This is a genomic window from Halobacillus litoralis, from assembly GCF_009856415.1.
Taxonomy (GTDB): domain Bacteria; phylum Bacillota; class Bacilli; order Bacillales; family Halobacillaceae; genus Halobacillus; species Halobacillus litoralis_C.
In genome coordinates this window covers 34,899-60,460 of sequence record NZ_WMEZ01000012.1, presented here as the reverse complement: position 1 = coordinate 60,460, position 25,562 = coordinate 34,899, and the positions used below count along the sequence as shown (strand labels likewise).

Genomic DNA, 25,562 nt, shown 5'->3' with positions numbered 1-25,562 from the left:
TCACCTCAAACTTTATATTGATGTGGTGGTGAAGGCGAAGAGGTCACACCTGTTCCCATGCCGAACACAGCAGTTAAGCTCTTCAGCGCCGATGGTAGTCGGGTTTACCCCCGTGAGAGTAGGACGCTGCCACGTCATTTGAAAAACCAGAAGAACATTCTTCTGGTTTTTTTCTATATCAACTTCCTTAAACATAGACATAAAGAAAGGAGGGATTGCTTGAACTGGTCATATTTCTTTCATGATGACATTCTATTGTTTATATTCCGCTTATTTTTTGCACTCATTCTTTCAGGATTGATTGGTTTTGAAAGGGAGGTCAAAAATCATTCGGCAGGCTTCCGTACCCATATTCTTGTGGGAGTGGGGGCATGTATGATGATGCTGCTTTCTCTGTATGGATTTGAAACGTTCATTGATCAATATGAACAAGTACGGTTCGACCCAGCTCGTATCCCTTCCTATGTCATTAGTGGTATCGGGTTTCTAGGAGCGGGGACAATTATCGTCAACGGGATGACCATTAGAGGGTTAACGACAGCAGCTTCCATTTGGACGGTGGCTGGCATCGGTCTTGTTGTTGGTGCAGGGATGTATGATGTGGCGACGGTCACAACAATCTTTGTGCTTATGAGCTTAGTTTTCCTAAATAAGATTGAAAAAGAAAAGTTCAATGGGAATCGAAAAAATATTTATCAAGTGACCATTGGTAAGGATGCCCCGGTCAATAAAGTATTAACAGTATTTGAACAAATGAAGCTGGATGTCAGGAAAATAGATATCGTTGCCTTGGATCAAGATCAAAAAAAGGTTGTCGTAGAACTTAATAAAGGGCAAAGGTATGATCGATCCCTACTTTTGGAGCGTCTGTCTTTGATGGATGGTGTAGAAGAATGTGGACACCAGTATTAAAAGGCTGCACAGTTGATTCTGTGCAGCTTTTTTGTTTTATTTCATGATGAAAAGGGGAAACATAGAAGATGTAATTCTTATAAACAAACAAGTTGCATGACAAAAGAAAATGAGTATAATAAAATTAAAGTCAAAGATAGTCAAAGTCAAAAGAGGGGGAGGGAGCATGCGGAATATCTCTGATGTTATCGAAGAATATCTTAAGGGGATCTTGGATGAAAATCGTCACCAGGCGATTGAAATCAAGCGTAGTGAGCTTGCCGAGAAATTTGATTGTGTACCTTCTCAGATCAATTATGTGATTAAGACACGTTTTACTGTGGAAAAAGGATATATAGTGGAAAGTAAAAGGGGAGGAGGCGGATATATACGTATCAGCCGAATCCAGCACCGTAAAGGTTCAGAAATGATTGAAGAGGTGATGGAGCTCATCAACCCTCATGTTTCCCAATCGAAAGCCATCGATGTTCTTGAAAGGCTGGTAGATTATGAGATCATCACTGATCGGGAAAGTAAATTGATGGCAAGTGTCATCGATCGCGACGTCCTTGCTTTTTCTTTACCTCTTCGCGATGAAGTTCGCGCGCGAATCATGACAGCCATGCTTTTCACCCTTAAATATAAATGTTGAGTGAGAGAAGGGAGAGATTCAGATGGAGTGTCAGAAATGTCATCAGCGTCCTGCTACTGTCCATTTGACGCAGGTGATCAATGGTCAAAAGTCAGAAGTCCATGTATGTGAAAAATGTGCGAAGGAAAATGGGTACATGAGTTATGGGGAAGAGAACTTCACCTTGAATGATCTCCTTTCAGGTCTGTTCCATTCAGAGGGACCTTCTCCTTTAAAAGGACAGAGCGCTCACTCATATACTCAAAAGCCGAAGCTGAAATGTCCTAATTGTGGGCTCAGTTATGAGGAGTTTGCAAGGATAGGTAAGTTTGGTTGTGCAGACTGCTATAAAACGTTCGATGAACGATTGAATCCCATTTTGCGTCGTGTTCACAGTGGAAACACAAGGCATGACGGCAAAATTCCGAAGCGTGAAGGTGGCAATTTGCACCTAAAAAAAGAGATGGAAGAACATAAAACTAATCTTCGACAATTAATTGAGCAGGAAGAATTCGAAGAGGCAGCGAAAGTTAGAGATAAGATTAGATCTTTAGAAAGTCAATTGCATCATAGGGAGGAGGATGACGAGTAATGTCCTTACAGCAATTCATGAATGAAGCCATTAGTCCATGGATGAAGCAAGAGGGCCCGGACAGCGATATTGTACTTAGCAGCCGTATACGACTTGCTCGTAATTTCTCACAACATCCTTTTCCTATCATTGCTTCTGATGAGACTTTGAATAAAGTGTTGGAATTCTTCCAACAAGAGTTTCAAAAGGAGTCTTTTAGAGATTATAAAGATTTTGAGCTGGTCCAGATGAAAGATTTACAGCCAATAGAAAAGAGAGTACTGGTAGAAAAACACTTGATCAGTCCACACTTGGCTGAAAGGGCTGAGAAGTCGGCCTCTCTCATATCACAAAATGAGCAAGTTTCAATCATGGTTAATGAAGAGGATCATATTCGCATACAGTTATATTTCCCTGGCTTTCAGTTGGATCAGGCACTAGAACAAGCCAGTCAATTGGATGATTGGCTTGAAGAAAAAGTAGATTATGCTTTTGATGAAAAGCGGGGTTATTTGACTGCCTGTCCGACGAATGTAGGTACGGGAATGAGAGCCTCTGTCATGATGCATCTGCCTGCTCTATCCATGACGAACCAAATCAACCGGATGACACCGGCCATTAACCAACTGGGCCTTGTGGTAAGAGGCATTTACGGGGAAGGTAGTGAAGCACTGGGGAATATTTATCAGATATCCAATCAGATAACTCTTGGTAAATCGGAAGAGGATATCGTCGAGGACCTTCACAGTGTCGTCAAACAGCTGATTGAACAGGAGAGAAAAGCAAGAGAAGCATTGATGGCCCGCTCAAGCATACAATTGGAAGACCGTATCTTTCGTTCCTATGGTGTTTTGACCAATAGTCGAATCATAGAATCTAAGGAGGCGGCAAAATGCCTTTCTGACCTGAGATTGGGCATCGATTTAGGTTTTATCGATCATATCCCGCGCACGATTTTGAATGAATTGATGGTTCTTACACAGCCAGGGTTCTTACAACAATACGCTAAGACTACTTTATCCCCTGATGAAAGGGATGTAAGAAGAGCATCTTTAATCCGCGAACGACTTCAATTAGAAAATGAAGAATAATGTTAGGAGGGAATGTCCATGATGTTTGGGCGATTTACAGAAAGAGCACAAAAAGTATTGGCGCTGGCACAGGAAGAAGCTGTTCGTTTAGGTCACAATAACATAGGTACAGAGCATATCCTTTTAGGCTTGGTTAGTGAAGGGGAAGGCATAGCTGCTAAAGCTCTGACCGCATTAGGCCTCGAGTCTTCAAAAATCCAACAAGAAGTAGAGAAGTTAATCGGTAAGGGAGAGAAAGTATCCCAAACGATTCATTATACGCCTCGCGCGAAAAAAGTCATTGAGCTTTCGATGGATGAAGCTCGTAAACTGGGACACTCTTACGTGGGAACAGAACATATTCTTCTTGGATTGATCCGTGAAGGAGAAGGCGTCGCTGCCCGTGTACTGAATAACCTGGGTGTAAGCTTGAATAAAGCCCGCCAGCAAGTTTTACAATTGCTTGGGAACAATGAGTCTACAGGTGGTCAAAACCGTCGTGGTGGCGGATCAGGGGCTCAGGCGGCGAATGCGAATACACCGACTCTCGATTCACTTGCTCGAGACCTTACAGCGATTGCAAAAGAAGGCAACATCGACCCAGTTATCGGTCGAAGTAAAGAAATCGAGCGTGTGATTCAAGTATTGAGCCGTCGTACGAAAAATAATCCAGTTCTTGTCGGTGAACCTGGTGTTGGTAAAACGGCCATTGCCGAAGGTCTGGCTCAACAGATCATGAATAATGAAGTACCAGAAATCCTTCGCGATAAGCGGGTAATGACACTTGATATGGGTACCGTCGTTGCCGGAACCAAGTATCGTGGTGAATTTGAAGATCGTTTGAAAAAAGTGATGGAAGAAATCCGTCAGGCGGGGAACATCATCCTGTTCATCGACGAACTTCACACGTTGATCGGTGCTGGTGGCGCAGAAGGTGCGATTGATGCATCCAATATTCTTAAGCCGTCCCTTGCCCGTGGGGAATTGCAATGTATCGGTGCTACGACACTTGATGAGTACCGTAAATATATTGAAAAGGATGCTGCCCTCGAGCGTAGGTTCCAACCTATTCAAGTGGATGAACCGAACCTCGAAGAATCCATCCAAATCCTGCAAGGTCTTCGCGATCGTTATGAAGCCCACCACCGTGTGACGATTACAGATGATTCCATTGACTCTGCTGTCCGTTTCTCTGATCGTTACATCACGGACCGCTTCCTGCCGGATAAAGCGATCGACCTGATTGATGAAGCTGCATCCAAAGTGCGCCTGCGTTCCTACACAGCTCCACCGAACTTGAAAGAGTTAGAGCAAAAGCTTGAGGAAGTGCGAAAAGAGAAGGATGCCGCTGTACAGAGTCAGGAATTTGAAAAAGCTGCTTCCTTAAGAGACAGTGAGCAGCGCTTGAGAGATGAACTGGAACAAACGAAAGATGAGTGGAAAGAAAAGCAAGGGCAGGAAGATTCCGAAGTTACAGTGGAGGATATTGCTTCTGTCGTATCCACTTGGACGGGAATACCTGTATCCAAAATGACGAAAGATGAAAGCGAACGCCTCCTTCATCTTGAAGATACGCTCCACAATCGTGTCATCGGCCAGGAAGAAGCGGTCAAAGCAATTTCCAAAGCGATTCGACGTGCCCGTGCCGGACTTAAAGATCCGAAACGTCCAATCGGTTCGTTCATCTTCCTTGGACCAACAGGTGTAGGTAAAACAGAGCTTGCTCGTGCATTAGCAGAGAGCATGTTCGGAGAAGAAGATGCGATGATCCGAATCGACATGTCCGAGTATATGGAAAAACACAGTACGTCCCGCCTTGTCGGTTCACCTCCAGGTTATGTCGGCTATGATGAAGGCGGACAATTAACAGAGAAAGTACGCAATAAGCCTTACTCTGTGGTCCTGCTTGACGAAATTGAAAAAGCGCATCCGGAAGTATTCAACATTTTGCTTCAGGTTCTTGAGGATGGTCGTCTAACCGATTCCAAAGGACGCGTCGTAGATTTCCGTAACACCGTGCTGATCATGACATCCAACGTCGGTGCTCAAGAATTGAAACAGAACAAATATGTTGGCTTCTCCATGGGTGATACCGATCAGGATTATAAAGATATGAAATCGAAAGTGACAGATGCTTTGAAGAAAGCGTTCCGTCCTGAGTTCTTGAACCGTATCGATGAAACGATTGTTTTCCACTCCCTGGAGAGAAAACACATGAAAGATATTGTGACATTGATGGTCGAAGAACTGCGTAAACGTCTGAAAGAACAAGAGATTGACTTCGTCTTATCGGATGCCGCTATTCAGCATATTGCAGAATCAGGGTTCGATCCGGAATACGGAGCACGTCCATTGCGCCGTTCTATACAAAAGAATGTGGAAGACCTGCTTTCAGAAGAACTCTTGAAAGAAAACATCGCCAAAGGGCAAAGTGTGAAAATTGAGCTTGATGATGATAAGAACTTTGTGGTTCATACCCAGCAAGAGTCTACGAATTAAAATAGTTGTATAGAAGCAGGAAGACTCGGATCACACAGATGGTGGAAATGACGAGGATGAAGGGCTGCTCCCCTTCTTCTATTTCATAGAAATTCATCATATAGTGAACAGAGCCTAAGAAAAATCGGAAGGGTTTGCCTTCCGATTTTTTTCTTCTTCCGCTATGATTTTACTAGAATGATTTAATACAATTGATAAGATCGTGAAACTGATTCACAATCTTTTACGTATAGAATAATAAGAATAAGGAGCGAGATAATCTTGGCAAAAAGGAAAACGAAGTTTGTTTGCCAGGAATGTGGGTATGAGACACCTAAATGGATGGGAAAATGTCCGGGGTGTAATCAATGGAACACGCTGGTTGAAGAAATGACAGCTGCTCCGGCGAATTCCAGACATGTGTTTCAGACAAGCTCCACTTCCGCAACAACGAAACCTGAAAAAATCACACAAATAAAGTCGCAAAAAGAACCACGTATGCCGACAGATATGCCTGAGTTTAACCGGGTGTTAGGTGGAGGAATCGTGGCGGGGTCTCTAGTTTTGATTGGCGGGGATCCGGGAATCGGTAAATCCACTCTTTTACTTCAGGTCTCTGCACAGATCGCGAAAAAAGACTTTCCTGTCCTCTACATATCCGGGGAGGAGTCATCGCGACAAACGAAGCTTCGGGCCGAGCGTTTGGATATTACATCCGATGAACTCTATGTTTTACCGGAAACAAACTTACAGGATGTCATCAACCAAATTGAAAACATTGAACCAAAATTTGTGGTCATAGATTCAATCCAGACCATTTTCAAAGAAGATGTGACCTCTGCTCCGGGGAGCGTTTCCCAAGTTCGTGAATGTACAAGTCACTTGATGAGAATCGCTAAAAGCAAAGGTATCCCTATTTTCATCGTGGGGCATGTTACTAAAGAAGGTTCCATTGCCGGCCCACGTCTGCTTGAACATATGGTGGATGCCGTCCTTTATTTCGAAGGAGAGCAGCATCACACATTCAGAATTCTAAGAAGTGTGAAGAACCGTTTTGGAAGTACTCATGAAATGGGAATCTTTGAAATGAAGGAGAAAGGCCTGGAAGAGGTTCTGAACCCTTCAGAAATTTTCCTGGAAGAACGTTCGCAAGGGGCTGCGGGTTCAATCGTGGTGGCTTCCATGGAAGGGACAAGACCGGTACTTGTAGAAATACAAGCCTTGATCTCACCGACGGCATACGGAAACCCGAGACGGATGGCTACAGGTCTTGATAACAGCCGTGTACCGCTTTTAATGGCTGTTTTGGAAAAGAGAGCAGGGCTCCTGCTTCAGAACCAGGATGCTTACGTAAAAGTCGCTGGTGGCGTGAAATTGGATGAGCCGGCGATTGATTTAGCCGTTGCGATCAGCATTGCCTCAAGTTTCCGGAATCAGTCTCCAAATGGAGATGATGTGGTCGTTGGGGAAGTTGGCTTGACGGGTGAGATACGAAGAGTTGCAAGAATTGAGCAAAGAGTCCAGGAAGCGGCGAAGTTAGGCTTCAAAAGGGTCATCATTCCGAAGAAGAACATGGATGGCTGGACGCCTCCTTCTCAAATCGAAGTGATCGGTGTCAGCACCGTTCAGGAGGCGATGAAGGTTACACTGGGGGATTCATAAATGGAATGGCATGAAATCAAAGAAAATGGAATCGGAGAAATTCTCCAGTTGGTGGCCCCGGGTACACCTCTGAGAGATGGAATTGATAACGTCCTGCGTGCTAAAACGGGTGGGCTGATTGTGCTCGGATACGGGGATCATATGAGGGACCTCGTGGATGGCGGGTTCCATATCCAGTCTGATTTCACTCCCGCTCACCTTTACGAACTGGCGAAAATGGATGGGGCATTAATTTTGAATGATGAAGGGACCCGGATTCTTTTTGCTAATGCGCAATTGATGCCGGACCCGGATATCCTATCCACAGAAACGGGGATGAGACACCGGACGGCAGAGCGTGTGGCTAAACAGACGGGTGCTCTCGTCATTGCTATATCCCAGCGTCGAAATGTGATTACGTTGTATAAAGGTTCTCTCCGTTACTCACTGAAAGATATTGGTGTCATTTTGACGAAGGCCAACCAGGCGATTCAGACGTTGGAAAAATATAAAAATGTGCTCGACCAAAGCGTGACGAACCTCGGTGCGATGGAGTTTGAAAACATGGTATCCTTTTCTGAAGTCGTTCAGGTCGTCCACCGGATTGAGATGGTACTCCGGACGAAGACAGAGATTTTGAACTATGTGAATGAACTAGGTACAGAGGGGCGTTTGATTCAGCTGCAATTGACGGAATTAGTCTCGAATATTGAAGATGAAGCGACATTGCTTTTACGCGATTATAGTAAGCGTCCGGATTATGAACCTTATTATATTTTGAGAAAAATGCAGGAAATCACCAATACGGAGCTTCTTTCAGATGAGCAGGTATTGAAACTCATGGGGTATTCACCGAATACGAAGTTGTCGGATCCTATCGTTCCAAGAGGATACCGGATTTTAAGCCGGATTCCAAGACTTCCCGTCCTCATTATTGAACACTTGGTCGAAAGGTTCGGTACGTTGGAAGAACTGATTCAGGCTTCTCCTAAAGAGCTTGTGGAAGTCGATGGTGTCGGAGAAATCCGTGCTATGAAAATCAGGGATGGGCTTGATCGCATACAAGAACAATTGTTCGTGGACCGACATATATAAGAACATTGACTTATTTGTGAACAATATGGTATGATAATTTGTTTACTCATTGACTTAATTTGGAAGTTGTGCTAAGTTAAAAACCATCATTCCTTTTTTATATGGTTAATGGTTGTTAGGTTTGGTCATACTGTGTTTGAGGAGGTGAATACAAGTGCTTAAACGTATCGTACAGTTGTTTATTGTCATAACCGGCGGAACCATCGGTTACCTCTATTTCCCAGAGCTGTTTACAACCATGGGGCTGACTTGGCAGAATTGGATTCAATCTGTCTTAGGGGCCGTACTAGGAGCACTTATATTATTTTTATTTACTTTTTGGATTGTGGATTATATTGTCGATTTTTTAAGGTGGGTCGAGGATACACTCGTTCGGGCACCGGTAGCGGATTTGCTGTTTGGTAGCCTCGGTTTGATTGTCGGGCTGATCATCGCCTACTTGATCAATATCCCTGTACAAGATATCCAGATTCAAGTGGTTAACCAGGTCGTCCCGATCTTTTTAACCTTCTTATTAGGTTACTTCGGTTTTCAAGTTGGTTTTAAGCGGAAAGACGAATTCTTGAACTTGGTTTCAAAGAAAGACAAGAAGCCGGAAGATGAACTTCAAGGAGATTCTACGGTCGATCCTGCTTTGGTACCGAAACGAAAGATTTTGGATACAAGTGTCATCATTGATGGCCGCATCGCGGATATTTGTGATACACATTTCCTTGAAGGAACGATTGTGATCCCACAATTCGTATTGGAAGAATTGCAGCACATCGCCGATTCATCCGATGGCCTGAAAAGAAACCGTGGTCGCCGTGGATTGGACGTTTTGAACCGTCTTCAAAAGGATCTCCCTGTGAATGTTGAAATTTACGAAGGAGACTTCGAAGACATCCAGGAAGTAGACAGTAAGCTTGTGAAGCTTGCGAAGGTCATGGACGGAATTGTTGTAACGAACGATTTCAACTTGAATAAAGTTTGTGAGTTTCAAAATGTCCAAGTCTTGAACATTAATGATCTTGCGAACGCTGTTAAACCGGTCGTGCTTCCAGGAGAAGAGATGACGATTCAAGTGATCAAAGACGGGAAAGAGCAAAATCAAGGGGTCGCCTACTTGGATGACGGTACAATGATCGTGGTCGAAGAAGGAAAAGACTTTATCGGGAAGACGATTGAAGTCGTAGTTACAAGCGTGCTGCAGACATCAGCCGGCCGTATGATTTTTGCAAAGCCGAAATCACTTGAAAAAGCCTTGTAAAAACGGTATAAACAAATAGAGAATGACAAAAGTGATAACATGCGTGTTATCGCTTTTGTTGTTTTATGAACGTCTAAACAAACGTAGGATGGATACGCATGAAAAAATATACAGCCATTATACTTGCGGCAGGACAGGGCAAGCGGATGCTCGCTGGTCGCAATAAGCAGTTCTTGAAAATCGGTAACCAGCCATTGATCTGTCACACCCTTTCCGTCTTTGATCAGGATGAGTGGTGTGAAGAGTTGATCTTAGTAACGAATGAACGCGAACGGTCTCAAATGGAAAAACTTCTAAAAGAATATCCACTCCGCCAATCGGTTCAACTTGTTGATGGGGGAGCAGAACGTCAGGATAGTGTGTTTGCAGGGCTGCAAACCGTTCGAAACAGAAAGCTTCCTGTGTTTATTCATGACGGGGCGCGCCCGTTTGTACCCCAGGAGCTCTTACACGAACTGTCTGCAACGGTGTACGAAAAAGAGGCGGCTCTTCTTGCCGTACCTGTGACGGATACAATCAAGCAGAAGTCTGATCATGGTTTGGATACACTGGATAGAAGTACGTTATGGGCAGCTCAGACACCTCAAGCCTTCTCTTATGATTTAATTTATGAAGCGCATGAACGAGCGAGGAAAAGCAGATACTACGGCACAGATGACGCTTCCCTCGTGGAGCGGTTGGACAAAGAAGTGGCAATCGTAAAGGGAAGCTATGACAATATCAAGCTTACGACTCCAGAAGACTTACATAAAGCCCAAGCTTACTTGAATAATCAAACAAATGGAAAGGTGGAGGATGGCCCTATGTTTCGTGTCGGCCAAGGATTTGATGTACACCAGTTGACGGAAGGACGTCCATGTATCATTGGAGGTATTGAAATTCCACATGAGAAAGGGCTGCTTGGCCATTCAGACGCAGATGTTCTGCTTCACACCATTGCAGATGCCTGTCTTGGAGCAATTGGCGAAGGAGACATCGGTAAACATTTTCCAGACACTGATCCGGCATTTAAAGATGCAGACTCTGGCAAATTGCTGCAGCATGTGTGGGATATCGTGACAGAGCATGGGTATGAACTTGGGAATATGGATTGTACGGTCATTGCCCAGGCACCAAAAATGGCTCCATACATTGAACAAATCCGTGAAAACATTGCTTCTCTCCTTAGGGTTGAACCTGGACGGATCAACGTGAAAGCAACGACTACGGAGAAACTCGGCTTTACGGGCCGCAAAGAAGGGATTGCTGCTCAAGCGGTTGTCCTTTTGCAAAATAAACAGCATTCCTAGACAAAAAATGATAAAATAAGTCAAGGATATAGACCGGAATAGGAAAGGAGAACAATTATGTCTAACGAAGTACGGGTGCGTTATGCACCAAGTCCGACAGGGCACCTTCACATTGGTAATGCAAGGACTGCCCTATTCAACTACCTTTATGCGAAAAATGCAGGTGGAAAGGTAGTCATCCGTATTGAGGATACAGATGAAAAACGAAACGTCGAGGGTGGAGAAAAGAGCCAGCTCGACTACTTGAAGTGGTTGGGAATCGAATGGGACGAGAGTTCAGAAATAGGGGGCGAATACGGTCCCTACCGTCAGATGGAACGTCTGGATATTTATAAGAAATATGTCGACGAATTGTTGGAACGTGGTCTTGCCTACAAATGCTATATGACATCCGAAGAGCTTGAAGCAGAACGGGAAGCGCAAATGGCACGAGGCGAAGCGCCGAAATACTCTGGGGCGCACCGCGACCTTACAGAGGAACAAATCGCAGCATTCGAAGCGGAGGGCCGTAAGCCTAGTATTCGTATCCGTGTTCCTGAAAACCATACGTACACGTTCAATGATATCGTCCGTGGCGACATCACTTTTGAATCCAGCGATTTTGGAGATTGGGTCATCGTTAAGCAGAACGGAACACCAACGTATAATTTCGCTGTTGCGATTGATGATTACTTAATGAAAATTACACACGTCCTTCGTGGAGAAGAGCATATTTCCAATACACCGAAACAAATGATGGTGTACGAAGCGTTCGATTGGGAACCTCCGAAGTTCGGTCATATGACGTTGATCCTCAATGAAGAGCGCAAAAAACTGAGCAAACGTGATCAACACATTCTTCAGTTTATTGAGCAGTATAAGAATCTTGGTTATTTGCCAGAAGCTCTTTTCAACTTCATCACTTTACTAGGCTGGTCGCCAGTTGGGGAAGAAGAAATTTTCACACAGGATCAGCTTGTTGAGATCTTTGATGCGGACAGACTTTCCACTTCACCAGCTGTCTTCGATCCTGCGAAACTGAAATGGATGAACAACCAATACATCAAAGCCTCTGATTTGGACCGTGTTGTCGATCTTGCTCTTCCTCATTTAGTTGAGGCTGGACGTTTGTCTCAGGATATGAGCGAAGAAGATCGCAAGTGGGCACACGAACTAATCAGCCTTTATCAGGAACAATTGAGCTACGGAGCAGAAATCGTCGAGCTTACCGAATTGTTCTTCAAACAGGAAATTCAGTATGATGAAGCTGCGATGGAAGTCCTTGAAGGGGAACAAGTACCTGAAGTACTGGAAACGTTCAAGAAGAACCTTCATGAGCTGGAAGAATTCACACCTGAAAACATTAAAAAGCAAATCAAAGCGGTTCAGAAAGAAACCGGCCATAAAGGGAAGAAGCTGTTCATGCCTGTCCGTGTAGCTACAACAGGTCAAACCCACGGCCCTGAACTTCCGAACGCGATTCACTTGCTTGGGCTGGAAACCGTAACGGTCCGTCTGAATGATGTATTAAGCAAGTTGCAAGCTTAATTCGTTCACAAGTGGGAAAGAATATCATATAGTAGAGATACCTATACGAAACGTTGATGAGGAGAAGTAAGAGGCCCCCTCTTCTACAGAGAGAATCACCACGGCTGGAAGTGATTCGTTGAGAAGCCTTTGAAATGCACCTCGGAGTCTTCGGCTGAACGAAGTATGCCGAAGCGGGTACCTTCCGTTATCAAGGGTGAAGCGGGGAAAGGCAAAAAAGCCGATCCCAAACAGAGTGGAACCACGTTCGACGCGTCTCTGTGCCATTGGCACAAAGGCGCGTTTTTTATTTTTATTGGAACTGCTTCTGTTTCAGTACAAGGAGGGGAGCAAGTATGGGGCTGTTCAAAATGTTTAAAGAAGATGTCGATGTGGTGTTCGATCAAGATCCTGCTGCTCGTTCTTATATTGAAGTGATCCTGACGTATTCAGGACTGCATGCCATATGGGCGCATCGGGTGGCCCATGCTTGTCACAAACGGAAGTTTTTCTTCCTGGCTCGGCTCATTTCCCAATGGAGCCGTTTCCTGACAGGCATTGAAATCCATCCCGGAGCGAAAATCGGGCGTCGTTTCTTCATCGACCACGGCATGGGGGTCGTCATCGGGGAAACGTGTGAGATTGGAGATAATGTGACGATCTTTCAAGGAGTGACGCTCGGAGGGACGGGAAAAGAAAAAGGCAAAAGACATCCCACTCTCCTTGATAACTCATTAGTAGCCACAGGGGCGAAAGTGCTGGGGTCGATCACAATCGGGGAAAACTCTAAGGTAGGGGCCGGTTCTGTGGTGCTCCACGATGTTCCGAACAATTCAACAGTCGTCGGCATCCCTGGTCATGTCGTCATTCAAGATGGCAAGAAAGTCCAAAAGAAGGACCTGGACCATCACAAACTTCCAGACCCTGTGTACGACCGGTTGAACGAGATCGAGAAGGAAATGGCGGAACTGCGCAAACAAATGGAGGAAACCAAAGGAGTGAACCAACATGGCAATTAACATATACAACACACTGACAAGAAAAAAGGAACCGTTCCATCCGCTGGAAGAAGGAAAAGTGAAAATGTACGTTTGTGGTCCTACGGTCTATAACTACATTCACATCGGGAATGCAAGACCGGCGATCGTTTTCGATACGGTGAGAAGATATTTTGAGTACAGAGGTTATGATGTACACTATGTGCTCAACTTTACAGATGTCGATGACAAATTGATTAAAGCGGCGAATGAAATGGGCGAGGGAGTCACAGATATCGCCAATCGTTTCATTACGGCTTACAAAGAAGATGTTGGTGCACTAGGTGTGAAAGAAGCAGTGGATCATCCGCGTGTGACGGAAAACATGGATGAGATTATCAGCTTTATCCAGGGGTTGATCGATAAAGGATTCGCTTATGAAGCGGGCGGGGACGTGTATTTCCGTACGCGCTCCTTCGATCAATACGGAAAGCTTTCTCACCAGTCCATCGATGAGCTAAGATCCGGGTCCCGCATTGAAATCGGGGATAAAAAAGAAGACCCGCTTGATTTCACCCTTTGGAAAGATGCAAAAGAAGGCGAAATCACTTGGGAAAGTCCTTGGGGAAGCGGCCGACCGGGGTGGCACATCGAGTGCTCCGCAATGGCGAAGAAATACCTTGGAGAAACCATCGATATTCATGCGGGTGGGCAGGATTTGACCTTCCCACACCATGAAAATGAAATTGCGCAATCAGAAGCTCATAACGGGGAATCTTTTGCGCGCTATTGGATGCATAACGGGTATATTAATATCGACAACGAAAAAATGTCGAAGTCCCTCGGAAACTTCATCCTTGCCCATGATCTAGTGAAAAAGCATGATCCTCAAGTGATCCGCTTTTTCATGCTGAGTGTTCAATACCGTCACCCGATCAACTTCAGTGATGAGTTGTTGAAAGGGGCGAAAAGCAGCTTTGACCGTATCAAGAATGCGTATGAAAACATCCAGCACCGAAAAAATTCCACGATGAGCTTGGAGGAAGATCAAGGCGAGTGGCTTGATAAGGTTGCTGGTTTTAAAGAGCAATTCATTAAAGAAATGGATGATGACTTCAACACGGCGAATGCGATTTCTGTCCTGTTTGACTTGACTAAGTCGGCGAACTTATATTTACAGGAAGACCAGACCCACGAAAAAGTCTTAACGGCTTTTGAAGAGTTGTTTGAAGAATTGACAGGTGTCCTCGGCATTCAACTGCAGGCGCAGGAAGAATTGCTTGATGAAGAAGTGGACGCCCTGATTGAGGAGCGTAAGCAAGCTAGAAAGAACCGTGACTTTGCGCGTGCCGACGAAATACGTGATGAGTTGAAAGATCGCAACATCATCCTTGAAGATACATCCCAAGGCACGAGATGGAAGCGGGGGTAAGACGATGACAATCGCAAATGCGAAACAGATGAAGAGTCTTGCCCTCGCTTACATGGGCGACTCTGTTTATGAGCTTTATGTCAGACAGCACTTGCTACAAAAAGGAGAGGTGAAGCCTCAACACCTTCACCAGACAGCCATCCAATTCGTGTCGGCTGTATCGCAAGCGGATGTGGTCCGTGTATGGCAGGAAGAAGGAAAGCTCACGGAAGAAGAAGAAGGGGTGCTTAGGAGAGGACGGAACGCAAAATCGGGATCCGTCCCTAAAAACACCAACGTACAGACCTATCGTTATTCGACCGCGTTCGAAGCAGTGTTGGGATTTTTGTATTTGGCCGGACAGACGGAGCGGCTGGAAACGTTGATACAACATGCAATTCAAATCGTTGAAGAAAGGAGTGAAGCGTAATGAATGGAGAATGGATCATCGGAAAGAATTCGGTCCAGGAAGCCATCCGGTCAGGCAGACCGATCAATAAAGTGATGGTATCGGATCAGCTGCAGCACCAGGCATATAAAAAGCTTGAGCAGCTGGCCAAAGAAAATGGGCTCATTGTTCAAAAAGTGCCCAAGAAGAAAATTGATCAGCTCGTTGATGGAAATCACCAGGGGGTCATTGCTTCGGTGGCTGCGTATGAATACAGTGATTTGGAAGATTTATTTGCGAAAGCGGAAGAAAAGGACGAGCCTCCATTTTTCATTATTTGTGATGAAATTGAAGACCCTCATAACCTTGGTTCTATTCTTAGGACGGCAGATGCGGCAGGAGCACATGGTGTCATCATACCGAAGAGGCGTTCTGTGTCTTTAACAGCAACCGTTGCGAAAACGTCGACAGGTGCGATCGAATATATTCCAGTTGCACGTGTAACGAACCTTGCCAGGACGATTGATGAGTTGAAGGAAAGGTTCGTCTGGGTGGTGGGTACAGACGCTGTAGGCACAGAAGATTACCGGGAGCTTGACGGGAAAATGCCGATTGCCCTCGTCATTGGAAGTGAAGGTCGCGGCATGAGCCGATTAACGAAAGAGAAGTGTGATTGGACGGTCAGTCTGCCGATGGCTGGAGAAGTAACTTCTTTGAACGCATCTGTAGCCGCTTCCCTTTTGATGTACGAAGTCTATAGGAAGCGCCATCCGTTAGGGGAATAAGGCATGAATGTCTTAATTGTCGATGGATACAATATGATTGGCGCTTGGCCGGAATTGAAAAATCTGAAGGAGAAAGATCTCGGGCAGGCCCGGGATCTCCTTATAGAGATGATGGCGGAGTATCAATCCTACACCGGGGACCGGATCATGATCGTTTTTGATGCTTACCATGTCCGGGGAGTTGAAAAAAAACAAAAAAATTACAAAGTGGAAGTTATCTTTACAAAAGAAAACGAAACCGCTGATGAACGGATAGAAAAACTGGCTGGAGAATTGAATGATGTTCGTACACAAGTCTATGTAGCAACCTCAGACTATGCAGAACAACGCACTATTTTCGGGCAGGGAGCCTTCAGGAAATCAGCAAGAGAGCTGTATATCGAATTGAAGAATATTGAAAACCAAATAGAGAAAGATGTCGAAAGCCAGAATCAATATCCCTATCAATCTAAAATACCAATCAACAAAGAGGTACGGGAACTCTTTGAAAAATGGCGCCGAGGAGATAAATAATTCTGACAACTTGTTGACGCTTTTCAGAATCGTACTGTATAATATTGCTATATTGAGGTAGCACGGTCGGAGGGATCCTGTGTGAGCATCTTACAAACGGAGAAAAGCACCAACGATTTGGATCTTAGCAAGCTTGATGACGAAGAAGTCGTTGAACGGATTAATCAAGGGCAAGTCCAGGCGCTAGATTACTTGATCAATAAGTACAAGAATTTTGTGCGCGCGAAAGCTCGGACTTACTTTCTTATTGGCGCAGACCGGGAGGATATCGTCCAGGAAGGGATGATCGGTCTTTACAAAGCCATCCGCGATTACAGAGAGGGTAAATTGTCATCCTTCAAAGCCTTTGCAGAATTATGTGTCACCCGTCAAATTATCACCGCAATTAAAACCGCCACGAGACAGAAACATATCCCATTGAATTCCTACGTTTCTTTGGACAAGCCTATTTATGATGAGGAATCAGATCGGACATTATTGGATGTTATCGCTGGTTCAAAAGCGATCGACCCACAAGAATTGATTGTGAATAAAGAGAAGTTTTCAGACATGGAAGAGAAAATGTCAGAGTTATTAAGTGATTTAGAAAAAAAAGTGCTGACCCTCTACTTGGACGGACGTTCCTACCAGGAGATTTCGGTTGAGCTTGATCGACACGTGAAATCTATTGATAACGCTTTACAACGTGTGAAGAGGAAGCTGGAAAAATACCTGGAAGTCAATGAAATCACTCTATGAAAGCTGCATTGACAGTAATCGGTAAGAGTGCTACATTTAGTGAGTATGTGTAAACCTCTCTAGATTGAGGTGACGGATAATGAGAAAAAAAGTCATTTTAGCTTGTACAGAATGTTTAAGTCGGAATTATAGTTCATATATAAATCGATCCAACCAATCCGAACGTCTTGAAGTCCGCAAGTTTTGTAAAAAATGCGGAACGCATACTTTACACCGCGAGACGAAATAGAGAAGGAAGCCAGTTGGCGCAAGTTTGGGGGTATTACAGCATGTTTAAGTTCTTCAAGAATGTAGCACGAGAGATGAAAAAGGTTAGTTGGCCTAAAGGTCAGGAACTGTGGAAGTACACGGTTACGGTTATTTTGACTGTCACTTTCGTAGCTGTATTCTTCGCTATTGTAGATCTTGGGATTTCCCAGGTGCTTGAACTCATCGCTCAAGAATAGTAGAGTGGATTTTATGCTATAATAGGAGATAGACTTACAAAAAACCCGTCCAGCGGGTTTTTTCATGTTGGAGTAATATTCATCAACTCTAGTATAAGGGAGGGAAGGGCAAGCACTTGTCCTGCGAATATGGAAAAAAGATGGTATGTAGTGCACACCTATTCAGGTTATGAGAACAAGGTGAAAACAAACTTGGAGAAGCGTGTGGAATCAATGGGAATGGAAGACAAGATCTTCCGTGTTCTTGTTCCCGAGGACGAAGAAGCAGAAATTAAAAATGGCAAGAGGAAAGTGGCGAAGAAAAAAGTATTCCCTGGTTATGTTTTGGCCGAGATGGTCATGACAGATGATTCCTGGTACGTGGTACGTAATACGCCAGGTGTCACTGGTTTCGTCGGATCCACCGGTTCCGGATCCAAGCCGATCCCTCTCCTGCCTGAAGAAGTAGAAACGGTTCTTAAGCGTATGGGCATGAACGAACAGCCGAAAGCAGAGGTTGACTTCGAGGTTAAGGAAAGTGTTAAAGTAACAGACGGACCTTTCGCAAACTTCACAGGATCCATTGAATATATTGATACGGACAAACAAAAAGTGAAAGTCCATGTGAATATGTTCGGGCGTGAAACGCCGGTAGAGTTAGACTTTACCCAAATCGAAAAATTATAAAATTTATCTCTCCCCTTGCATATTGGGAATAAAGATGCTAGAATTTTTATGTTCTATATGCGCCCCAAAAGAGGGCGATTGCGTAGATATCGCAATGAGTGGGAGGGGTTGAACCCTATTACCACATCACGGACTTTAAGGAGGTGTGTCTCGTGGCTAAAAAAGTTATTAATGTTGTAAAGCTTCAGATTCCTGCAGGTAAAGCGAACCCAGCACCGCCGGTTGGACCAGCACTAGGTCAAGCAGGTATTAACATCATGGGATTCTGTAAGGAGTTTAACGCTCGTACACAGGAACAAGCAGGTACGATCATTCCAGTAGAAATTACGGTTTATGAGGACCGTTCCTTTACATTCGTTACGAAAACTCCACCAGCTGCTGTTCTTCTTAAGAAAGCGGCAGGAGTTGAATCAGGTTCCGGTGAACCGAACCGTAACAAAGTAGCTTCTGTTAAACGCGACCAAGTGCGCGAAATCGCAGAAACGAAAATGCCTGATTTGAACGCTGCTGACGTTGAAGCTGCAATGCGCATGGTTGAAGGTACAGCGCGCAGCATGGGAATCACGATCGAAGATTAATCCCACAGCGTCACATGGAGATAGGAAAAGGTTGCGGAAATGGAGCTTGTGACTCTTTCGCAACCTTTATTCGTGGGAGGAAAATCCGTTAAAACCACAACGAGGAGGAAATTAATAATGGCTAAGAAAACGAAAAAGCAACAAGAGCTAGCGAAGCTTGTTGACCGTACAAAAGCTTATGATGTGCAAGAAGCCATCAAGCTTGTAAAAGAAACTTCAAAAGCGAACTTTGACGAAACTGTCGAAGCAGCATTCCGTCTAGGTGTAGATCCTAAAAAAGCGGACCAACAGATCCGTGGCGCGATGGTGCTTCCACACGGTACAGGTAAATCTCAGCGTGTGCTTGTTTTCGCTAAAGGTGATAAAGCGAAAGAAGCAGAAGCAGCAGGTGCTGACTACGTAGGTGAACAAGACCTAATCAACAAGATCAACCAAGGTTGGTTCGAGTTTGATGTCGTAGTAGCAACTCCTGATATGATGGCTGAAGTTGGTAAGCTAGGTCGTGTACTAGGACCAAAAGGTCTTATGCCGAACCCTAAAACAGGTACAGTGACATTCGAAGTAGAAAAAGCTGTTAACGAAATCAAAGCAGGTAAAGTAGAATACCGCGTTGATAAAGCAGCGAACATCCACGTTCCAATCGGAAAAGCTTCTTTCGATGAGAACAAGTTGGCTGAAAACTTCGCAGCAATCACTGAAACACTTGTTAAAGCGAAGCCACAAGCATCTAAGGGAACTTATATGCGTAACGCTGCTGTTTCATCTACGATGGGGCCTGGAATCAAAGTAGACGTTTCTGGTTACACGAAGTAATAAAAAAGTGTTGACTTTCCGTTATCTACGATATATACTAGGTAGCGTTGTATAAATAAATACGTTATACCGTAGACAGCAGGTGCGGATCTCCGCTTAAAGTCCTGCCGAGGTGTGTGATATAAATAGAGCAGCGCGAACTGCCCTGCTCTATGAAACACCTCCATGTCTATGTGGAGGTGTTTTTTTTATGAGTAAAACCTTCGAACGGTATGATGAAAAGTCAATAGGAGGTGGAACAATGAGCAGTGTTATCGAACAGAAGAAACAGATTGTATCTGACTTGGCTGACAAGTTCCGCAACAGTAAATCTGCAGTCGTTGTAGACTACCGCGGACTTGATGTAGCAGAAGTTACTGAACTTCGTACCCAGCTTCGTGAAGCAGGCGTAGATTTCAAAGTGTATAAAAACACAATGGTCCGTCGTGCTGCTGACGAAGTAGAACTATCTGATCTTAAAGAAGTCCTTCAAGGACCGACAGCTGTCGCATTCCATGAAGACGATGCTGTAGCTGCGGCTAAAGTATTGAACAACTTCGCTAAAGATCACGAAAGCCTTGAAATCAAAGGTGGGGTAGTTGAAGGACAAGTTGCAACTCTTGAGCAAATCAAAGAACTTGCAAACCTTCCAAACTACGAAGGTCTTGTATCTATGTTCCTAAGCGTACTACAAGCACCTATCCGCAACTTCGCTTACGCTACGAAAGCGATCGCGGATCAAAAAGAAGAAGAAAGCGCGTAAGTTAGCGTTCGTTTAAACTATAACAACAAAAACTAAGGAGGAAATTTCTCATGTCTAACGAACAAATTATCGAAGCGATTAAGGAAATGTCTGTTCTTGAGCTTAACGACCTAGTTAAAGCAATTGAAGAAGAATTTGGTGTATCTGCTGCAGCTCCAGTTGCTGCTGGCGCGCCTGCTGCAGGTGGCGAAGCTGCTGAAGAGCAAACTGAATTTGATGTAGTACTAGAATCTGCTGGATCTTCTAAGATCAAAGTAGTTAAAGCAGTACGTGAAATCACTGGTGCTGGTCTTAAAGACGCGAAAGAAATGGTTGATGGTGCTCCGGCAACAATCAAAGAAGCTGTTTCTAAAGAAGAAGCTGAAGAAATCAAATCTAAGCTTGAAGAAGCAGGCGCTTCTGTCGAAGTTAAGTAAGAGAATGTTTAAAGTAAAGCTCGCTGATTTATCGGCGGGCTTTCTTTTTCTTAACAGGCATATTTAGCAAGGTTCTACATGTTTTGCTAGATTTGCTGTGACCAGGATTAAACCTTGCCATTTCAATAGATGAAAAAGAAGGTGTTCGGATTATGTCGGAGCATTATTATTCAAAGAAAACAACGACGAGCAGTGAAGAAAAGGTGTGGAACTTTGAGTTGCTTGGTCATGTGTTCACATTCACGACGGATCATGCCGTCTTTTCTAAAAAAGAAGTGGATTTCGGATCGCGTTTATTGATCGAAACCTTCCAAGAACCGGGAGTCCAAGGGAACATTCTTGATCTTGGTTGTGGGTATGGGCCAATCGGTTTGTCTCTAGCTAAAGCTTACGAAGACCGTCACGTATTCATGGTCGACGTTAATGAGAGAGCTTTGGGACTTGCAAAGAAAAATGCGACGGACAATAATGTGGGGAACATTACGATTCAAGAAAGTGATCGTTTTAAGGGGATAGAAGATCGGAAGTTTGCTGCTATTCTAACAAACCCGCCCATTCGAGCCGGAAAACAAGTCGTCCACAAGATGTTTGAAGAAGCGAAGGAAGCTCTACTTGTTGAAGGGGAGTTGTGGGTCGTGATTCAAAAGAAACAGGGGGCGCCGTCTGCGAAGCAGAAACTCGAAGAATTGTTCGGAAATGCAGAGGTCGTGGATAAGCGGAAAGGGTATTACATCCTTAAAGCTAAAAAGTTTGACTAGCCCTATTGGTTGTGCTAGTATTGAAAAATGCCAATATATCTGAACTCTGTCAAGTCTTTTTTTAGAAATGTGTATAAAAAGTTGATAGATGGTCAGAATGGTAAAATCGAACACTGAAAGTAAATGAGGTTTTTATGTATGAAAAGCCTTTTTCTTTTTTGTCTAACGTTAGAGAGAAATGAAGAATCACCATTCGTTGTGAAACGGATGTTTAAATAGTGCTTGTGGCAAGATCAACCGCAAGCCTGTTCGGCATGTCTTGCCGGACCCTTTTTTCGTTATTAAAATGCTTGATTTGAGGGGTGAATCAGTTGACAGGTCAACTAGTTCAGTATGGACGACACCGCCAGCGCAGAAGTTACGCACGCATCAGTGAGGTATTAGAATTACCGAACTTGATTGAAATTCAAACCGCTTCTTACGATTGGTTCTTACAAGAAGGTTTGAAGGAAATGTTCCAGGATATTTCCCCAATCGAAGATTTCACAGGTAATTTGTCATTGGAGTTTGTGGACTACAGTCTTGGCGAACCAAAGTATCCAGTCGATGAGTCAAAGGATCGCGACGTAACATATAACGCACCACTTCGTGTGAAAGTACGTCTCTTGAATAATGAGACAGGAGAAGTGAAAGAACAAGAAGTATTCATGGGAGATTTCCCACTTATGACAGACACAGGTACCTTTGTAATCAATGGTGCAGAGCGTGTTATCGTTTCTCAGCTTGTTCGTTCTCCTAGCGTGTACTTTAACAAAAAGATTGACAAGAATGGTAAGAGAGGTTACACAGCTACCGTCATCCCGAACCGCGGAGCGTGGCTTGAGTTTGAAACCGATGCGAAAGACGTGGTGCACGTCCGTATCGATCGTACTCGTAAGTTACCGATCACCGTGCTTTTACGTGCTCTAGGATTCGGAACAGACCAGGAGATCATTGATCTTATTGGTGATAACGAATACTTGAAGAACACGTTGGAAAAAGACAATACGGAAAACACAGAGAAAGCGTTGCTTGAAATCTACGAGCGTCTACGCCCTGGCGAGCCGCCAACAGTGGAAAATGCGAAAAGCTTGCTTGTTTCCCGTTTCTTCGACCCGAAACGCTATGATCTAGCTCGTGTTGGTCGTTATAAAATGAATAAAAAGCTTCACATCAAAGATCGCTTGTTCAATCAGACGCTCGCAGAAACGCTAGTGGATGAAGAGACAGGCGAAGTGATCGCTGAAAAAGGGGACAAGATCGATCGTCGTCTATTGAATAAGCTGATTCCACATTTTGATGATGAAGAGGGAACATTGAGTGAAGAAACGCTAGACCCGGTAGACGGAGTCCTTGAAGATCCTATCCAGGTTCAGTCTGTCAAAATCGTTGATCCGACGGACCCAGAAGGTGAACGTTCCATCAATGTCATCGGCAATGCAAACATTGACCGTGACGTGAAGAACATTACTCCTGCGGATATTCTTTCTTCTATCAGCTATTTCTTCAACTTGTTGCACGATGTTGGTGGAACAGATGACATCGACCACCTTGGAAACCGCCGTCTGCGTTCTGTTGGTGAATTGCTGCAGAACCAGTTCCGTATCGGTCTTTCCCGTATGGAGCGTGTGGTTCGTGAGCGTATGTCGATTCAAGATACATCTTCCATCACACCACAACAATTAATTAATATTCGTCCTGTTATTGCATCCATTAAAGAGTTCTTTGGAAGCTCGCAATTGTCTCAGTTCATGGACCAAACGAACCCGCTAGCAGAACTGACGCACAAGCGCCGTCTTTCAGCATTGGGACCTGGTGGTCTGACTCGTGAGCGTGCAGGATTTGAAGTTCGTGACGTACACTACTCCCACTATGGTCGTATGTGTCCGATCGAAACGCCGGAAGGTCCAAACATCGGTTTGATCAACTCCCTTTCCTCCTATGCGAAAGTGAATGAGTTTGGTTTCATCGAGACACCTTACCGCCGTGTTGATCCAGATACCAATAAAGTAACAGCTCAAATCGATTATCTGACAGCTGATGAGGAAGACAATTACGTTGTAGCTCAGGCGAACGCCAAGCTTGAAGATGATGGAGCTTTTACAGATGAAGAAGTTATCGCTCGTTTCCGTGGTGAGAACACCGTTGTCAGTCGTGACCGTATCGACTACATGGACGTATCACCGAAGCAGGTTGTATCTGCAGCGACCGCATGTATTCCTTTCCTTGAGAACGATGACTCCAACCGTTCCTTGATGGGTGCGAACATGCAGCGTCAAGCTGTACCATTGCTCAAACCTGATGCGCCGCTTGTCGGTACAGGTATGGAGTATGTGTCTGGTAAAGACTCTGGCGCTGCGGTCATTTGCAGACACGAAGGAATTGTTGAGCGCGTAGAAGCGAAAGAAGTTCGTGTCCGCCGTATTTCTGAAGTAGATGGCAAAGAGGTTGAAGGAGATCTTGATCGTTATCGTCTACAGAAATTCATTCGATCCAACCAGGGAAGCTGTTACAACCAGCGCCCGATTGTTTCTAAAGGAGATCGCGTGAAGCAAGGTGAAATCCTGGCTGATGGACCTTCCATGGATATGGGTGAACTGGCATTGGGTCAAAACCCGCTTGTTGCCTTCATGACATGGGATGGTTACAACTATGAGGATGCGATCATCATGAGTGAACGTCTCGTCAAAGATGATGTGTACACGTCCATTCATATTGAAGAATATGAATCTGAAGCTCGTGACACGAAGCTTGGACCAGAAGAAATCACTCGTGACATTCCAAACGTTGGGGAAGATGCTCTTCGTGACTTGGACGACCGCGGAATTATTCGCGTAGGTGCTGAAGTAAGCGATGGAGATCTGCTTGTTGGTAAAGTTACGCCAAAAGGTGTGACAGAACTATCTGCAGAAGAACGTCTTCTTCACGCAATCTTCGGTGAAAAAGCCCGTGAAGTTCGTGACACTTCCTTGCGTGTGCCACACGGTGCAGGCGGAATTGTCCTTGATGTGAAAATCTTCAACCGTGAAGACGGTGACGAACTTCCACCAGGTGTGAACCAATTGATTCGTGTCTACATCGTTCAGAAGCGTAAGATTTCTGAAGGTGATAAGATGGCCGGTCGTCACGGAAACAAAGGTGTTATTTCTAAGATTCTTCCAGAAGAAGATATGCCTTTCCTTCCGGATGGTACACCGGTAGACATCATGTTGAACCCACTAGGTGTTCCATCGCGTATGAACATCGGTCAGGTACTAGAGTTGCACATGGGTATGGCTGCTCGTTTGATGGGTGAAAGAATTGCTACCCCAGTATTTGATGGTGCACGAGAGGAAGACGTTTGGGAAACATTACAAGAAGCCGGTATGGCTCGTGATGCTAAGACGATCCTATATGATGGACGTACAGGTGATCCATTTGATAACCGTGTATCCGTTGGTGTCATGTATATGATTAAACTGGCGCACATGGTTGACGATAAACTGCACGCTCGTTCTACTGGACCGTATTCCTTGGTTACACAGCAACCGCTTGGTGGTAAAGCACAATTCGGTGGACAGCGTTTCGGTGAGATGGAGGTATGGGCACTTGAAGCATACGGTGCTGCTTACACTCTTCAAGAAATCTTGACTGTTAAATCAGATGATGTCGTCGGACGTGTGAAAACGTACGAAGCCATCGTTAAAGGTGACAACGTCCCTGAACCTGGCGTCCCTGAATCATTTAAGGTTCTGATTAAAGAGCTTCAGAGTTTAGGTATGGATGTGAAGATCCTTTCTGCTGATGAGCAAGAGATCGAAATGCGTGATATCGAAGAAGAGCAAACCAAAGAATCCGAGAATTTGAACTTAGACGATTAAGATAGAAACACTGCTGCTGCTCGTGTTCTAAGCTTAGGGTAAAACCTGGATACTGAAAGGGAGGTAGGCCC

The 25,562-nt window shown here is 44.6% G+C and carries 25 protein-coding genes, 1 rRNA gene and 2 other annotated features; all 26 genes read left to right on the top strand.

The features are described 5' to 3' along the window. The first annotated feature begins 21 nt into the window (after positions 1-21). The 26 genes from rrf to rpoB all read left to right on the top strand — a co-directional run bounded on the left by rrf (position 22) and on the right by rpoB (position 25,491). Positions 22-135: ribosomal RNA gene (gene rrf, locus GLV98_RS18980) — 5S ribosomal RNA — on the top strand. An 84-nt stretch (positions 136-219) separates the two neighbouring features. Further along, on the top strand, positions 220-912 hold the full coding sequence (locus tag GLV98_RS18975; RefSeq protein WP_160917572.1) for an MgtC/SapB family protein: 693 nt from the start codon (positions 220-222) through the stop codon (positions 910-912). Between the two features lie 166 nt (positions 913-1,078). Continuing rightward, complete coding sequence (locus GLV98_RS18970) at positions 1,079-1,543, top strand: CtsR family transcriptional regulator (protein WP_160917571.1); 465 nt, start codon at positions 1,079-1,081, stop codon at positions 1,541-1,543. A gap of 22 nt (positions 1,544-1,565) precedes the next feature. Continuing rightward, complete coding sequence (locus GLV98_RS18965) at positions 1,566-2,114, top strand: UvrB/UvrC motif-containing protein (protein WP_160917570.1); 549 nt, start codon at positions 1,566-1,568, stop codon at positions 2,112-2,114. Further along, on the top strand, positions 2,114-3,184 hold the full coding sequence (locus GLV98_RS18960) for a protein arginine kinase (RefSeq protein WP_160917569.1): 1,071 nt from the start codon (positions 2,114-2,116) through the stop codon (positions 3,182-3,184). Before GLV98_RS18965 ends, GLV98_RS18960 begins: the two co-directional genes overlap by 1 nt. Positions 3,185-3,202: 18 nt before the next feature. Further along, positions 3,203-5,662: an ATP-dependent protease ATP-binding subunit ClpC gene (gene clpC / locus GLV98_RS18955; RefSeq protein ID WP_160917568.1), complete on the top strand. Its 2,460-nt coding sequence runs from the start codon at positions 3,203-3,205 to the stop codon at positions 5,660-5,662. 261 nt (positions 5,663-5,923) lie between these two features. Continuing rightward, positions 5,924-7,303: a DNA repair protein RadA gene (gene radA / locus GLV98_RS18950; RefSeq protein ID WP_115895011.1), complete on the top strand. Its 1,380-nt coding sequence runs from the start codon at positions 5,924-5,926 to the stop codon at positions 7,301-7,303. Beyond that, positions 7,304-8,377: a DNA integrity scanning diadenylate cyclase DisA gene (disA, locus tag GLV98_RS18945; protein WP_160917567.1), complete on the top strand. Its 1,074-nt coding sequence runs from the start codon at positions 7,304-7,306 to the stop codon at positions 8,375-8,377. Between the two features lie 154 nt (positions 8,378-8,531). Then, a complete protein-coding gene (locus GLV98_RS18940) occupies positions 8,532-9,626 on the top strand; it encodes a PIN domain-containing protein (protein ID WP_160917566.1) in 1,095 nt (364 codons plus the stop codon). A 98-nt stretch (positions 9,627-9,724) separates the two neighbouring features. Further along, entirely contained in the window at positions 9,725-10,915 is a 1,191-nt protein-coding gene (locus GLV98_RS18935) for a bifunctional 2-C-methyl-D-erythritol 4-phosphate cytidylyltransferase/2-C-methyl-D-erythritol 2,4-cyclodiphosphate synthase (RefSeq protein WP_160917565.1), read from the top strand. A gap of 57 nt (positions 10,916-10,972) precedes the next feature. Beyond that, positions 10,973-12,442, top strand: coding sequence for a glutamate--tRNA ligase (gltX, locus tag GLV98_RS18930; RefSeq protein ID WP_160917564.1), 1,470 nt, complete (start codon positions 10,973-10,975; stop codon positions 12,440-12,442). A 44-nt stretch (positions 12,443-12,486) separates the two neighbouring features. Next, positions 12,487-12,705, top strand: a binding site (T-box leader). A gap of 78 nt (positions 12,706-12,783) precedes the next feature. Further along, positions 12,784-13,440, top strand: coding sequence for a serine O-acetyltransferase (gene cysE / locus GLV98_RS18925; RefSeq protein ID WP_160917574.1), 657 nt, complete (start codon positions 12,784-12,786; stop codon positions 13,438-13,440). Beyond that, complete coding sequence (gene cysS / locus GLV98_RS18920; protein ID WP_160917563.1) at positions 13,430-14,830, top strand: cysteine--tRNA ligase; 1,401 nt, start codon at positions 13,430-13,432, stop codon at positions 14,828-14,830. Before cysE ends, cysS begins: the two co-directional genes overlap by 11 nt. 4 nt (positions 14,831-14,834) lie before the next feature. Continuing rightward, positions 14,835-15,239, top strand: coding sequence for a Mini-ribonuclease 3 (locus GLV98_RS18915; RefSeq protein WP_160917562.1), 405 nt, complete (start codon positions 14,835-14,837; stop codon positions 15,237-15,239). Further along, positions 15,239-15,982, top strand: coding sequence for a 23S rRNA (guanosine(2251)-2'-O)-methyltransferase RlmB (gene rlmB / locus GLV98_RS18910; RefSeq protein ID WP_160917561.1), 744 nt, complete (start codon positions 15,239-15,241; stop codon positions 15,980-15,982). Before GLV98_RS18915 ends, rlmB begins: the two co-directional genes overlap by 1 nt. A gap of 3 nt (positions 15,983-15,985) precedes the next feature. Then, positions 15,986-16,495: an NYN domain-containing protein gene (locus GLV98_RS18905; protein WP_160917560.1), complete on the top strand. Its 510-nt coding sequence runs from the start codon at positions 15,986-15,988 to the stop codon at positions 16,493-16,495. 81 nt (positions 16,496-16,576) lie between these two features. After that, positions 16,577-17,233, top strand: coding sequence for an RNA polymerase sporulation sigma factor SigH (gene sigH / locus GLV98_RS18900; protein WP_160916726.1), 657 nt, complete (start codon positions 16,577-16,579; stop codon positions 17,231-17,233). A 79-nt stretch (positions 17,234-17,312) separates the two neighbouring features. Further along, a complete protein-coding gene (gene rpmG / locus GLV98_RS18895) occupies positions 17,313-17,462 on the top strand; it encodes a 50S ribosomal protein L33 (RefSeq protein WP_074736204.1) in 150 nt (49 codons plus the stop codon). Positions 17,463-17,502: 40 nt separating this feature from the next. Beyond that, positions 17,503-17,679: a preprotein translocase subunit SecE gene (gene secE, locus GLV98_RS18890; RefSeq protein ID WP_160917573.1), complete on the top strand. Its 177-nt coding sequence runs from the start codon at positions 17,503-17,505 to the stop codon at positions 17,677-17,679. 129 nt (positions 17,680-17,808) lie between these two features. After that, positions 17,809-18,345, top strand: coding sequence for a transcription termination/antitermination protein NusG (nusG, locus tag GLV98_RS18885; RefSeq protein WP_146818487.1), 537 nt, complete (start codon positions 17,809-17,811; stop codon positions 18,343-18,345). Between the two features lie 152 nt (positions 18,346-18,497). Then, entirely contained in the window at positions 18,498-18,923 is a 426-nt protein-coding gene (rplK, locus tag GLV98_RS18880) for a 50S ribosomal protein L11 (protein WP_035511717.1), read from the top strand. Between the two features lie 117 nt (positions 18,924-19,040). Further along, positions 19,041-19,736, top strand: coding sequence for a 50S ribosomal protein L1 (rplA, locus tag GLV98_RS18875; protein ID WP_089654445.1), 696 nt, complete (start codon positions 19,041-19,043; stop codon positions 19,734-19,736). Between the two features lie 51 nt (positions 19,737-19,787). Next, positions 19,788-19,934, top strand: a sequence feature (ribosomal protein L10 leader region). A gap of 43 nt (positions 19,935-19,977) precedes the next feature. After that, on the top strand, positions 19,978-20,478 hold the full coding sequence (gene rplJ, locus GLV98_RS18870; protein WP_160917559.1) for a 50S ribosomal protein L10: 501 nt from the start codon (positions 19,978-19,980) through the stop codon (positions 20,476-20,478). 50 nt (positions 20,479-20,528) lie between these two features. Continuing rightward, positions 20,529-20,894: a 50S ribosomal protein L7/L12 gene (gene rplL, locus GLV98_RS18865; RefSeq protein WP_160917558.1), complete on the top strand. Its 366-nt coding sequence runs from the start codon at positions 20,529-20,531 to the stop codon at positions 20,892-20,894. Between the two features lie 152 nt (positions 20,895-21,046). Further along, on the top strand, positions 21,047-21,652 hold the full coding sequence (locus GLV98_RS18860) for a class I SAM-dependent methyltransferase (RefSeq protein ID WP_160917557.1): 606 nt from the start codon (positions 21,047-21,049) through the stop codon (positions 21,650-21,652). 311 nt (positions 21,653-21,963) lie between these two features. Then, positions 21,964-25,491 (top strand): DNA-directed RNA polymerase subunit beta, encoded by a 3,528-nt coding sequence (rpoB, locus tag GLV98_RS18855; protein WP_160917556.1) that lies wholly within the window; start codon positions 21,964-21,966, stop codon positions 25,489-25,491. Positions 25,492-25,562: the final 71 nt, after the last annotated feature.

Bases quoted from the DNA above. Each gene is read 5' to 3' on its own strand.
- GLV98_RS18970 (WP_160917571.1), top strand. From the start codon at position 1,079: ATGCGGAATATCTCTGATGTTATCGAAGAATATCTTAAGGGGATCTTG.
- GLV98_RS18965 (WP_160917570.1), top strand. From the start codon at position 1,566: ATGGAGTGTCAGAAATGTCATCAGCGTCCTGCTACTGTCCATTTGACG.
- GLV98_RS18960 (WP_160917569.1), top strand. From the start codon at position 2,114: ATGTCCTTACAGCAATTCATGAATGAAGCCATTAGTCCATGGATGAAG.
- clpC (WP_160917568.1), top strand. From the start codon at position 3,203: ATGATGTTTGGGCGATTTACAGAAAGAGCACAAAAAGTATTGGCGCTG.
- disA (WP_160917567.1), top strand. From the start codon at position 7,304: ATGGAATGGCATGAAATCAAAGAAAATGGAATCGGAGAAATTCTCCAG.
- GLV98_RS18935 (WP_160917565.1), top strand. From the start codon at position 9,725: ATGAAAAAATATACAGCCATTATACTTGCGGCAGGACAGGGCAAGCGG.
- gltX (WP_160917564.1), top strand. From the start codon at position 10,973: ATGTCTAACGAAGTACGGGTGCGTTATGCACCAAGTCCGACAGGGCAC.
- cysS (WP_160917563.1), top strand. From the start codon at position 13,430: ATGGCAATTAACATATACAACACACTGACAAGAAAAAAGGAACCGTTC.
- GLV98_RS18915 (WP_160917562.1), top strand. From the start codon at position 14,835: ATGACAATCGCAAATGCGAAACAGATGAAGAGTCTTGCCCTCGCTTAC.
- rlmB (WP_160917561.1), top strand. From the start codon at position 15,239: ATGAATGGAGAATGGATCATCGGAAAGAATTCGGTCCAGGAAGCCATC.
- GLV98_RS18905 (WP_160917560.1), top strand. From the start codon at position 15,986: ATGAATGTCTTAATTGTCGATGGATACAATATGATTGGCGCTTGGCCG.
- rpmG (WP_074736204.1), top strand. From the start codon at position 17,313: ATGAGAAAAAAAGTCATTTTAGCTTGTACAGAATGTTTAAGTCGGAAT.
- secE (WP_160917573.1), top strand. From the start codon at position 17,503: ATGTTTAAGTTCTTCAAGAATGTAGCACGAGAGATGAAAAAGGTTAGT.
- nusG (WP_146818487.1), top strand. From the start codon at position 17,809: ATGGAAAAAAGATGGTATGTAGTGCACACCTATTCAGGTTATGAGAAC.
- rplA (WP_089654445.1), top strand. From the start codon at position 19,041: ATGGCTAAGAAAACGAAAAAGCAACAAGAGCTAGCGAAGCTTGTTGAC.
- rplJ (WP_160917559.1), top strand. From the start codon at position 19,978: ATGAGCAGTGTTATCGAACAGAAGAAACAGATTGTATCTGACTTGGCT.
- rplL (WP_160917558.1), top strand. From the start codon at position 20,529: ATGTCTAACGAACAAATTATCGAAGCGATTAAGGAAATGTCTGTTCTT.
- GLV98_RS18860 (WP_160917557.1), top strand. From the start codon at position 21,047: ATGTCGGAGCATTATTATTCAAAGAAAACAACGACGAGCAGTGAAGAA.